General features: G+C 41.5%; 10 protein-coding genes. 7 read left to right on the top strand and 3 right to left on the bottom strand.

Annotated elements, in window-relative coordinates:
- Positions 1 to 258: 258 nt before the first annotated feature.
- The 6 genes from BUC20_RS08355 to BUC20_RS08380 all read left to right on the top strand — a co-directional run bounded on the left by BUC20_RS08355 (position 259) and on the right by BUC20_RS08380 (position 8,176).
- Positions 259 to 744 (top strand): hypothetical protein, encoded by a 486-nt coding sequence (locus BUC20_RS08355; protein ID WP_143166747.1) that lies wholly within the window; start codon positions 259 to 261, stop codon positions 742 to 744.
- 208 nt (positions 745 to 952) lie between these two features.
- A complete protein-coding gene (locus BUC20_RS08360; protein WP_073229931.1) occupies positions 953 to 1,540 on the top strand; it encodes an RNA polymerase sigma factor in 588 nt (195 codons plus the stop codon).
- 93 nt (positions 1,541 to 1,633) lie between these two features.
- Positions 1,634 to 2,626: a FecR family protein gene (locus BUC20_RS08365; protein WP_073229933.1), complete on the top strand. Its 993-nt coding sequence runs from the start codon at positions 1,634 to 1,636 to the stop codon at positions 2,624 to 2,626.
- A gap of 138 nt (positions 2,627 to 2,764) precedes the next feature.
- A complete protein-coding gene (locus BUC20_RS08370) occupies positions 2,765 to 6,082 on the top strand; it encodes a TonB-dependent receptor (protein ID WP_073229935.1) in 3,318 nt (1,105 codons plus the stop codon).
- Positions 6,083 to 6,093: 11 nt separating this feature from the next.
- Positions 6,094 to 6,852, top strand: coding sequence for a hypothetical protein (locus BUC20_RS08375; RefSeq protein WP_073229937.1), 759 nt, complete (start codon positions 6,094 to 6,096; stop codon positions 6,850 to 6,852).
- A gap of 133 nt (positions 6,853 to 6,985) precedes the next feature.
- Positions 6,986 to 8,176: a winged helix-turn-helix domain-containing protein gene (locus tag BUC20_RS08380; RefSeq protein WP_073229938.1), complete on the top strand. Its 1,191-nt coding sequence runs from the start codon at positions 6,986 to 6,988 to the stop codon at positions 8,174 to 8,176.
- A gap of 135 nt (positions 8,177 to 8,311) precedes the next feature.
- Here BUC20_RS08380 and BUC20_RS08385 read toward each other — a convergent pair whose 3' ends face one another.
- Together BUC20_RS08385 and BUC20_RS08390 are read right to left on the bottom strand one after the other, a co-directional pair.
- On the bottom strand, positions 8,312 to 8,839 hold the full coding sequence (locus tag BUC20_RS08385) for a DinB family protein (RefSeq protein ID WP_073229940.1): 528 nt from the start codon (positions 8,837 to 8,839) through the stop codon (positions 8,312 to 8,314).
- A gap of 163 nt (positions 8,840 to 9,002) precedes the next feature.
- Positions 9,003 to 9,995 (bottom strand): GlxA family transcriptional regulator, encoded by a 993-nt coding sequence (locus BUC20_RS08390; protein ID WP_073229942.1) that lies wholly within the window; start codon positions 9,993 to 9,995, stop codon positions 9,003 to 9,005.
- Positions 9,996 to 10,117: 122 nt separating this feature from the next.
- Between BUC20_RS08390 and BUC20_RS08395 the strand changes: the two genes are divergently transcribed.
- On the top strand, positions 10,118 to 10,564 hold the full coding sequence (locus tag BUC20_RS08395) for an SRPBCC family protein (RefSeq protein WP_073229944.1): 447 nt from the start codon (positions 10,118 to 10,120) through the stop codon (positions 10,562 to 10,564).
- A 103-nt stretch (positions 10,565 to 10,667) separates the two neighbouring features.
- Here the strand turns inward: BUC20_RS08395 and BUC20_RS08400 are convergent, their stop codons facing one another.
- Complete coding sequence (locus tag BUC20_RS08400; RefSeq protein ID WP_073229946.1) at positions 10,668 to 11,561, bottom strand: HlyD family secretion protein; 894 nt, start codon at positions 11,559 to 11,561, stop codon at positions 10,668 to 10,670.
- Positions 11,562 to 11,603 lie beyond the last annotated feature (42 nt).

Consider the following 11,603-nt stretch of genomic DNA (forward strand, 5'->3'; position numbering starts at 1 on the left):
ACATGATGTGGCTGGTTAGCTCATCTTTCATTATCAATCCAATTTACTCAAACATACTTAATTTCGATCTAAAGCGGAGATGCTTATTGATTTAGGAAAAAATGGAATTGAATTTGTAGGGTAACTATCAGGCTACTTTTACTGAATGTCTGTAACCAAATATTTTCCTTTATCATGAAAAACATTTTTCCGGCGATCATATTGATTTAGCTTTGAGAAGCATGAAGTTCCTGTAAATTTTAAGATCAATCATAGTGTATGTATAATTATTTAGGAATATCTCATTTGGATCAAAAGTTTTCAACACCAATTATTATGGGTAAATTAAGTTTAAAAAATAGCATTACTGGAATTTGTATGCTTTTATTGGTGCAGTGTAAGACTGTGAAAGATCAGAATTGGGTTTTTTCAACTGAGTTTCCACCGATCGTAATAATGAATGCCAGAGAGACAGAAATAAAGCAAACCCCTATCTATTTAAAAAGAAATAATGTCACGATTGATACTGGTAGGTTAGATCTTTATTCTACAAGCGGAAACAAAATCGATGTTCAAATTCATCTCAATAAGAAAGACTCATTGTATAATAATGATAAAATTGTTTTTAATCTAAAAGGGCAGGAATATACCATCAGCGATTTTCAGAAAAATAAAGTTAAATCTTCGGGAGTTCCATATATCATTAGCTATAAAATAAATGAAATTCCTTTTGTGGAACGAGAGGGATATATTGATACAAAATAATGATTATTGTAACAGGGGGTATAGGCTAGGTTTATAATTCTTAAGTTTGAAATCTCTACTAAGGGGCTCATATAAAAAAAAATTAATACTTGTTTTGCTAGTATATCAACGTAAGCAGATAATTGTTCCCCCCCCCCCACTATTCTGTTTTTTAATTGCCAATCTTAATATTACCATAACATTGGGCCCTTTATTTTTGCAGCAAACGATGGATAAAATAAGGGTTGCGCTACAAACGGATGCTGAACTATTAGGGGAAATGGCAGCAGGAACAACATCTGCCTTCGAAGAACTCATGCGCAGGCATGAACCCCGCATTTTTCAGTTTGCCTTAAAGATCGTTAAGTCTCCCGAACTTGCCCAGGAAATCTCACAGGATGTATTTCTTAAGATATGGGAGAAAAGAGCCTCATTAAATGCGATTGAGTCATTGCCTGCCTGGTTATTCTCCCTGGCTAAAAACCAGTCGCTAAATAGTCTTAGAGAAATTGCGCGCCGGTATGCACATGAAGAAAAATATGCGGCAGCACAGGAGGAGAGCCTGGATGGGGAAGCAGAAGTACAATATAATGACCTGAAAAGAATTGCTGCTGCACTCATCGATCAGCTTTCTCCTCAGCGCAGGGTCATTTACCGCATGAAAGTGGAGCAGGGATTAACGACCGTCGAAATTGCTGCAAAATTGAACCTTTCTCCGAGTACTGTACGCAGTCAGCTGGCAAAATCCTATCAATTATTGAGAGCAAATGTCTCCGATCAGCTGTGTGTAGTGATCCTGCTGAGCTTGCTTCGCTAGCTAAATACCGTATTAAATTACTGTGAATGAAACTTAACGTAAGCTTAATGTAAGCGTGTAGACAAAACCTGTTTCGGATTTGTCATACAGGTAATGGAACAACAAAGGTTAAGCGAGCTCTTCTCTGCTTATATAGATGACAGGTTGAGCGTTGAAGAAAAGAAGGAGCTTATGGACATCATAGGCCAGCCTCAAAGCGTAGCTGCACTGGATGAGCAAATAGAACAACTCTGGGAAGAATCCAGATTGACAGCGGTATCAGATGCTGCTGCCGAACTGCGTATACAAAAGGTCATGCAGCAGATCAAACCTCAAAGAAACCGGAGGATGCTGGGCCTTACCTATGCTGTGGCCGCCTGCCTTGTGGTAGCAATCGGTTTTCTTTACTTTTTCAATAACTTTAATTTCAGTCACACGGGTCAAACTCCCCTCAAATCACATATCCTGACTGCCCAATACGGACAAAGGAAAACCATTTCACTGAGCGATGGAACAGTAGTTACCCTGAGTGGCGGAAGCAGCATCACCTATAGCGACGATTACAATCAGACTAACCGGACCATCTCATTCCAGGGAGAAGGCTTTTTTGAAGTTGCGAAAAACCCTTCTAAACCTTTTATCGTTCAGTATGCCGGTTTATATACCAAAGTGCTGGGAACCTCTTTTAACATCAGGGCATTTGATAAAGAGGAAAAGCTGGATGTAACCGTAGCCACAGGCCGTGTAGAAGTAGGGAAAGGAAAAAAAGCTTTCGCGGCTTTAAAACCAGGACAGCAACTGGTCTATACTAAAAAACCAGGGCTTGTAGAACTGAATACCCTGAAAGACCTCAATCCGGTTACAGCCTGGAAAAAGGATATCCTGATATTAAAAGGAGAACGTTTTGAGGAACTGGCTGTAAAGCTGGAAAGATGGTATAACGTCAGAATCATCTTTGAACAGGAAACGTTAAAAAATTGCAGGTTTAAAGGAACCTTCAAAAACCTGCCGGTCACCGCTTTACTGGACCTGCTTAAAAAGAGTGCGGGTTTCAGCTACCGCATTCAGGACAATTACATCACTATTAAAGGGAGGGGCTGCCTATAGGTTAACTACAAACATTTAAAAAAGGTCTGCGGTGTTTAAACCACAGACCATTAGTATCATTCCCCTTTCCAGGTCTGGACAACTAAAGAAGGGGATTCATTTTAAATAGAATAAACTCTTTAAAATCAAACAAAAATAATGAAAAAATCACGAACGAAGCTATTCGTTATTATGAAGTACAGCACCTTAATCCTCATTTTACTGGCAATGACCTCTACACTGCTGATGGCCAATGTAGCCGAAGCACAGAAAATGAGCGAAGTGACCATTAGTATAAATGCCAGGCAACAAACGATTTCTGCTATATTGGAGGAGATCGAGACTAAAACCCCCTTTAGCTTTGTCTATACGTTGGGTGAAATTAAAGAATACCGTAAAGTAGATCTTCAGTTTAAGGGTTCGCTCTTAGAAGCGCTGCAACTGCTTTCTCAGTGTACTGCAACCCGTTATCAGCAAACAGGTCAGAATATTGTGGTCACTTATACTCCGGTTCAAAGACCTGGTCGCCTTTCAGGGAAAATCCTCGATAGTAAAGGCGGACCGCTTCCCGGAGCATCCCTGAAAGTGCTCGAACTTGGGCAGGTGGTAAGTAATGCGGTAGATGGAAGTTATCAGCTTTCCCTTCCCCCAGGGAGTTACACCATAGAAGCGAGTTATATCGGTTTCCATTCTATGCAGATTACAGATGTTAAGGTGATTTCAGACAAGAATACCTCCCTTGATATTGTCCTTAAGGAAAATGCCCAAAGCCTCCAAACGGTAATGATTACCAGCAGCTACCGCAAGGCTTCAGTAGAAGGTTTATATGCCAGACAAAAGAATGCCGCTACCGTAACCGATGGCATCTCTTCCGAACAAATCAGTGCAACCCCCGACAAACATATCGGCGAAACCCTTAAGCGGATTACCGGATTGAGTACTACCGATAACAAGAATGTAGTGGTGCGGGGTGCTGCAGAAAGGTACAATGTGGCTCAGCTGGATGGGATCATGCTGCCGAGCACAGATGTACAAAGCCGAAATTTCGACTTTACCCTGATTCCCAGTAACCTGGTTGAAAGTATCGTGGTCAGTAAATCTGCCACAGCAGACATGACCTCGGGTTTTGGCGGAGGATTGATCCAGGTGAATACCATCTCTATTCCTGCAGAAGACTTCTTTTCCTTCAGTGCAGGGACTTCTTTCAATTCCCGGGTGATGGGCAAGGATTTTTATGGTTATCAGCGCGGGAAATACGATTACCTGGGTTTTGATGATGGAAGCAGGAACCATTTTCCGGCCGGACTGAAAGATGTTTCCACTTTCAATCCCAGAACCAACGATCCGCGAAATACAACAGCTGCCGAGGTGGCTGCACAAAACCGTAGTATTGGCGGGACTGAGCGCCTGGGCAGCAGGATTTTTCGGAGTATGCCTTCCCAGAATTACCAGTTTAGCGTTGGGCAGAGTTATGACCTGTCGAAGCAAAAAGCTCAGAAAATTGGTTTTGTGGGGTCGTTGAGCTACCGCAATACCCAGGGCATCGATGACATCACCAATATCAGACGTGGGAGCTGGCAAATCAGAGCCACTCCAAGCGATCCTGATAATATCAACAATGGCCATTTGTATAATTTCAATACGACATTGGGTGCCTTGCTAAACGGAGGTTACCGCGACGGAAAACACCAGATCACGGTCAACAATTTCTACACACGGGTATTCAACGAACAGTTGGAACGGATTACGGGCTGGCTGTACGCCGAACCTAAAGATACTGACGTTAACAAGCATCCGGTAATCAAAGAAGATGACCGGCCTGTTTTTACGGATCTTTTACAGAACAAAATAAGTGCTGAGCATTTGCTGGGCAGGGTAAAGCTGGATTGGAACCTGGCAAGAGTATCCATTGATGCCCGGGAAACTGATGCAGTTACCGCACTGCTAAGCCCTGAAGAATTGGCCAATAAGCTGGTTTATAAATACCTTCCTGGTCAGGGAAGTGCTGCCGGTGGTGGCGCCAGGTTGGAACGCGACAAGTTTGCTTACCGGGAACGAAACCTTACAGCGGGCCTGAATGCTGCCATTGATTTCAAAATCGGCAAACAAAAACAGGTTTTTAAAACCGGGCTTTTTTACCTGGACAGGCACGCCACTTATGAGTGGAATATGCTGCCGATCGTTAGCTTTGTGGTAGTGAACAATCCTTATGGCTATATGCCGGTACAGGACTTTGGTAACCATATGGATATGAAAAATCCAATGCAGGATGTGCTGTACATGCCATCATCATTTCATTTGAGCCGCTATGAGGGCAAGGATGTGAACAAGGCAGTATACGCCATGTTTGACAACAGGATTACGGATAAGCTGAGGCTGGTTTGGGGAGGAAGGTACGAGTACTTCAGATACGACAGCCTGCAGAACAGCAGCAATATGCAAAGGACTCCCGAAGTCACCCTCAGAGATAGTGTAAGGTGGAAATTCATGCCTTCAGCCCACCTGACCTATACACCGTTTAGCAATTTCAATATACGTGCTTCTTATGCGAGAACCGTGGTGAGGCCATCTTTAATGGATAATTCCAGGTTCTCCAGGTACAATACCAATTTTGGCAGGAGACAAGTGAATCTGGGACTGGAATCCTCAATCATTGACAATTATGATGTTAAACTGGAGTGGTTTCCGGCTGCAGGAGATGTGATTTCTATCGGTGGTTTCTACAAGTATTTTGACAAGCCGGCGGAGTTCTATGCCGTTAATGATGTTTCCGGAACGGACAATCTGTATGTGTATACCAATAACTCAGATTGGGGTAAAATCAAAGGGATGGAGATCGAAATTCGTAAATCGCTCGGTTTCATTGCACCCTCAGTGGCTTTGCTGAAAGACATTACGCTGAGCGGTAACCTTACCTTACTGAAGTCGGAAGTACAATCCAGGGTGTTGATGTATGAAGCAGATGAGAAAGGGAAGCAACGTTCCCATTACGAGTATATGAAATACAAGCGTCCGCTTTACGGACAGGTGCCTACGGTTGTTAATGGAGGTGTGAATTATGTGGGTAAGCATTTAGGACTGAACCTGGTGTTCAATTATATGGGCTATAAAACTTTTATTACCGGAAGTGACCCAAATCTGGTAGAATATGAAAGACCCAGAAGCCAGATGGATGCACAGGTGAGTTATCGTTTTTACCGTAATAAGGCACAGTTCAAACTGAATATGAGTAATCTGCTGGATGCACCATACCGTTTTTATATCAATGATGCCTCTACTTATGAGATTAAAAATGCAAAACCGCCAGCTAATTCGGAATGGAATGATGTGTACAAATACAAATGGGGCTTTACAGATAAATTCGAAGAAGGCTATGTAGATTACAGTAAATCTCCTTCAGAGCAGATTGGAGACCGTCAGACTTTCACGAGATATGTGGGCCGCAGCTTCAGTCTCTCACTTTCCTATAATTTTTAATTCTATATCAGATGATACAAAAATATAATGCATTAACAGTTTTTTTACTGGTCCTGTCGATGTTCTTTTCCTCTTGTGAAAAGGAGGGGAAAATGGTCATCACGCCTATCACGGATATTCGTTCCATCAGTTTCAAAGGTTTTGTATTAGGTGACACATTGGAACAGTATTTTGATGGTGTCAAAATGCGCAATTTCTACGGTAGGGCTGGTTTTACCGGCAACATAACTTATGAAAATCAGGATGCCATTAAAATGGAACTGAAAAAGAAAGGAACAAATGAAGTACTGTATACCTACGGCATCGAAAAAGACAGGGATAAAGATAAGCCTGTCCGCTTTTTTTATGATGGTAAGAAAGTAACCGAAGGTTATCATTATCCTGAGGCAATAGAAGAACAGGAACAAATTGCCTTCTATTTTGATTTTCCGGCAGGCATGCCTGTAGACATTGCCTATGGAGATGGTTCGGATATCAATGCAATGGAATATCTGGCGAAGAATGTGCAACCTAAACAGTGGACGGAATTCATCAAAATACCACAACTGGAAGGTGAGATGTACGTTTTTTTGTTGAAAGCCGGAAAGAAAGAGTACTTGCTTGAGAATGATGCCTTCTCGAGTGTGATGTCAGGAGGGATTCAATTGCCGAACAAATACGGATATCCGGGTGGAGGGGTACAAAGCTGGTATGTGGGAATTGTGAAGGACGGAACCGGAAAATCAGCATTTTTTCCTCAGGAAGACCTGGTGGCTCTGTTTCCAAGATAGTTACAGGATGCGTCCGGTGGAATGACCAATAGCTGGAAGAGAAGAGCCTTAGAGAAATCTAAGGCTTTTTGTATTTAAGTATTTTTTTAATCCTCGCTCTAGGTTCAACGCAGAATCTGGTTAATTTTACGTGATGGAATATATTGACCTTACGAAACCACAAGCACGGAAGATCATCCTTGAGGCCGCCGGACTTAGCCGGAAAGCACAATTTGGGACAGGAATTGAGGCCGTTTACCGGTTGATTGACCATATGGGATTCGTACAGCTGGATACTAATTATGTCGTGGAGCGTGCACACCACCATGTTATGGTTGCGCGTATACCGGGCTATCAAACAGAATGGCTGGCCAGCCTTTGTGAAGATGGCCGTGTTTATGAGTATTTCACTTCAGATGCTGGTTATCTTCCCATGCGGGATTTCCGCTTTTCATTGCCAGTAAAAAAAGCGTTTGAAATGCAAGGAGGAGCACTCAGCAAACCGGAAATCAATTTAATGAAGGAGATTATGGACCGGGTGGAAAGGGAAGGGGCACTAATGGTTGGCGATTTTGAGAACGATCGTATGGAAGCCAGCTCAGGATGGTGGGACTGGCGGCCAGCCAAGGTTGCACTGGAAAGGCTTTATCTTAACGGAAATCTGATGATTAGCAGGACCAAAGCTTTCCATAAAGTCTACGACCTGCCACTTAACTTAGTGCCACAGGAAACTGATCTAACCATGCCTACCGACGAAGAATATGTCCGTTTTGTCATTTTCCGTACTTTAGGTGCCCTGGGTATTGCCTCCGTTAAAGAAATGGCCTGGCGTTCCCGTCGGGTGAAAGGTAACACAATTAAACAGGAGCTGGAAAAGATGGTTCAGACTGCTGAAGTAAAAGTGGTCAATGTTGAGGGCATCAAAGGCCCATTGTACATGCTTCCCAATCAGAAAATGGACATTAAACTTTCCAATGAAGTCTTCATCCTCTCACCCTTCGATATCCTCAACGTCTTTCGTCACCGTTTAAAGGATTTCTTCGATTTTGATTACCAGATCGAATGTTTTGTGCCCGCGCCAAAACGCCTGTACGGTTATTTTTCACTACCAATACTCGCAGGAGAAATTTTTATTGCAAGAATGGATGCCAAGGCTGACCGTAAGAAAAAAGTATTGATTGTCCATAACATCCATTTTGAACCGGTCGATCTCGGGCAAATCCTAATTGAAAAGTTTATTGAATCCTTAAAAGAATTCGTGCGGTTCAATCAATGCCAGGATATTATTTTCAAGCGATCTAATAATGAAACTTACCTGCATGCAATCAGCCAAGGTTTTTCCTGATTTTGAATCATGCTGGCTTCGAAGATCTTTATCTTTGCAATGAAATAGCGATGTTTTATACGGTAAAAGCCTCAGATTTTTCTGAGGCTTTTACCTTTTCAAGGCCTTTGCAGGTCTCCCGTTTCCTGTTTGGTATTAAAACAGTTTTTCTTGTGGAGGTTTAACCCCTGCTAACCGAAGATAAACTGTTGTTTGCCCCCTGTGATGGGCTTGATGCTCGGAAACTTTAGCCAAAGCCGTTTCTTTAGACATATCAAATTTTCCAAACAATTTGACAGATTCGCCCAATTGTCCTTCAGGTATTTTTTTGATCTGATCAATCACAAAATCATAGCTCGAAAGTACTATTTTACTCACATTAGCTTTGGATTTATCGCCTGTTTTTTCCAATTCGCCCAGACCAAACGGACTTTTTGTACCTGCTGCTGCCGAAGCGAACGCATAGTTGGCATCTGCAAGGTGTAGTACCTGCTCCGCAAAAGACCGCATTTCCGGAGTCGGCTTTAACGCATATCCGCTTTCTGGCATTGCATCCAGGTATTCCTGAGTATAAGCTTTTGATCTTTCCCAGTCCTTTACCAGATCAGCTGTTTTTACTTGTGCCTTTGCCAATTGACTACCTATGATTAAACATAGTACGATCACTAAACTTTTAAGCTTCATATTTTTTTGATTTAAGGTAAGTATGCAGACTTATATAAGAAATTTGATGTCATCTATATATACGATTCCTAATTTAAGCCTGTCATAAATTTACAGACAAATTATGTGAATTAGGATAGGTTGAAATGGACATTATAGCGGGGTGATTTGGACATGCAAAATTTTATCTGTTAATGATCGTTGCAGACTCCCTATTGTATTTTTGCCTGTACTCCAATGGTGATAATCCTGTAATTTTTCTAAAGACTTCCCGAAATGCTTTTTGGTCCGAATAGCCTACCGCATACATGACTTCGCTGATTGTCTTTTGACTGGTTTCAAATGTTTTCTTCGCCGATTCAATCTTTACCCTTTGTGTGTATTCAACAGGTGTATTTCCTGTGGCTTTGATAAACCTTCTGTCAAAATTCCTCCTGCCCACAGAAAAGAGCGAAGACAGATGTTCAACGGATATTTTTTCATCAAGCTTACTTTCTATATAGGCCTGTGCTTTTTGTACCATTTCGTCATCGTGTCTTTTCTGGCCGGTAAATATGGTAAAGGCCGACTGGCTTTGTCTGTCTATTTCGATCTGAAATACTTTGGAACAGAAGATGGCCGTTTGCCGGTCATAATATTTTTCTACCAGGTAAATCATCAGATTGAGGAAAGAATAGGCCCCACCATTGGTGTAAATCCCATGTTCATCTGTGATCAGCTGGTCTGCATGTAAATTGACCTTCGGAAACATCATTCTGAAGTTATCTGCTGCAGCCCAATGAGTGGAACAACTTTTTCCATCCAGCAAGCCAGTTGATGCCAGCAAAAATGCTCCGGTACATATACTTGCCACTTCAGCTCCGGTTTTATATTGGTTTTCGATCCAGCCAATCAGTAATTTATTCCCTTTAACAGCCTCATGGTAATTATGGTTTAAGGAAGGGATCACTATGAGATCCGTTTTGTTTATGCTCGAAATATTAACATGAGGTTTTACTGTGAACAATCCGTCATGGAAATTCACCTTTTTAGATATGCCTGCCAGTTGAATTTTAAACAGTTCCCCTTTTCCGGTATTTGCACGGTACTCATTGGCTCTTGTAAATATCTTATAGGCACCTATAATGCTACTTAAGTTATTTTGTCCATTCGGAACGACTATCGTCAGGTGCTTCATGTTTTCTTTTTAACTAAGATAAAAAGAATATTTGTCCAAATCAACCCGTGGTAATGTCCATTTTACACCCTATGTCTCAGTAGGTAAGGGCTTAATTTTACTAAAAAAAGGAGGAATTACTCATGGCAGATATCTTGCATAGAATTGGAATTAAATCGTCATCTATCGACGATGTTTATCAGGCATTGACTACAGAACGTGGTTTGGCCGGTTGGTGGACAAGCAATACTCAGGGAGAAGGAAATCAGGTGGGGAATATCATTAAATTTCGTTTTGGAGCAGGAGGCTTCGATATGAAAGTTTCCAGTCTTGATGCGCCTACTCAAGTGGTATGGGAGGTTGCAGAAGGACCGGAAGAATGGATCGATACCACCATCAACTGGGAACTGAAACAAGATGGCGACTACATTATCGTACTTTTTAAACACCTGAACTGGAAGGAGCCTGTGGAGTTTATGCATCATTGCAGTACTAAATGGGCGATATTTCTGATGAGTCTGAAGTCTCTCATTGAAACCGGAAAAGGCGCTCCTGATCCAATTGATGTTAAAATAGACAACTGGAACTAAGGTAAGTGCTCAGGATATACAAAAGCCTCAGAGAATCTGAGGCTTTTGTGTTTTTCTTTGATTTTTTCTACCAGACTCTGTCCTGATGAAAAAACAGGAGGTATTATGGAGCGGTAGCTACTTTGACGCTACAATTTATTCCATTTTTAAACCGCTCTTTAAGTCCTGACGGCATTTCTCCTTTAATGGTAACAGGAAGTCTTTCCACCATTTTTATAAAATTTCCACTCTTATTATCTGGCGGAACAAGCGGGAAACCGTTTACTTCATTTTTTGAATTGCCAATTTCTGATACTTTGCCGGAAAGATTAAGATCGGGGAAATCATCTATCACAATTTTAACAGATTGCCCTTTTAGCAGATGTTGTATCTGCTCAGATTTAAAACGTGCAGTGATGTAAAATTCATCATCTCTTTTGATTTCTTTTTCATCCACATAAGCATCATCAGTGTATTCAAAGTTTCCTTCTTTAGAAGGAACGATCTTGCTGTTCAGTAAAATTTCCGACCATTGTTTCAGGAAATCTGCCGAGAATTTTGCTGTTTTCACAGAAATAATGACCATATGTCTGCAGGTTTTTCCGTCTATAAGGTAAGAAAGGGTAGAAATGGGTGTTTGTTCAGATTTAAGTTTTCGATTTTCGAGACTGATCAGTTTATAAGGAAAGGGACCCTTTTTTCTTTCTTTCAGAAGTTTATAAGTTGTGCCTTTTGAACCTGCTAAGTCAAGGGAAACGTTAATGCTGTCCAGGCTCTTCGTGTTTTTTCTGAGGTCGTCATTAAGTATCATCACTATTTCCTGCCAGCTTTCTTTATTGTCAGGTTTAAAGTCCCACTTCTGCCGGCGACGAGAAAAATCAGTGGTGATCGATAATTTTTCGTCAAGTTTCCATCCTTCAGCTTTAGGCCAGCGTATTTCTATATCTTCTCTGTTAGATTGGGCTTTGGCCAATCCACAGATTAATACCAGAATGCTTAAAATGAAGATGCTTTTCATATAGGTAAACTTTATCAAACGTTCTAAAATTCTTGTGGTACA

Source organism: Pedobacter caeni, from assembly GCF_900129215.1.
Lineage (GTDB): Bacteria > Bacteroidota > Bacteroidia > Sphingobacteriales > Sphingobacteriaceae > Pedobacter > Pedobacter caeni.

Excerpts from the sequence above, each read along its gene's own strand:
- BUC20_RS08380 (WP_073229938.1), top strand. The coding sequence starts at position 6,986 with ATGGAATATATTGACCTTACGAAACCACAAGCACGGAAGATCATCCTT.
- BUC20_RS08390 (WP_073229942.1), bottom strand. The coding sequence starts at position 9,995 with ATGAAGCACCTGACGATAGTCGTTCCGAATGGACAAAATAACTTAAGT.
- BUC20_RS08400 (WP_073229946.1), bottom strand. The coding sequence starts at position 11,561 with ATGAAAAGCATCTTCATTTTAAGCATTCTGGTATTAATCTGTGGATTG.
- BUC20_RS08395 (WP_073229944.1), top strand. The coding sequence starts at position 10,118 with ATGGCAGATATCTTGCATAGAATTGGAATTAAATCGTCATCTATCGAC.
- BUC20_RS08355 (WP_143166747.1), top strand. The coding sequence starts at position 259 with ATGTATAATTATTTAGGAATATCTCATTTGGATCAAAAGTTTTCAACA.
- BUC20_RS08375 (WP_073229937.1), top strand. The coding sequence starts at position 6,094 with ATGATACAAAAATATAATGCATTAACAGTTTTTTTACTGGTCCTGTCG.
- BUC20_RS08385 (WP_073229940.1), bottom strand. The coding sequence starts at position 8,839 with ATGAAGCTTAAAAGTTTAGTGATCGTACTATGTTTAATCATAGGTAGT.
- BUC20_RS08365 (WP_073229933.1), top strand. The coding sequence starts at position 1,634 with ATGGAACAACAAAGGTTAAGCGAGCTCTTCTCTGCTTATATAGATGAC.
- BUC20_RS08370 (WP_073229935.1), top strand. The coding sequence starts at position 2,765 with ATGAAAAAATCACGAACGAAGCTATTCGTTATTATGAAGTACAGCACC.
- BUC20_RS08360 (WP_073229931.1), top strand. The coding sequence starts at position 953 with ATGGATAAAATAAGGGTTGCGCTACAAACGGATGCTGAACTATTAGGG.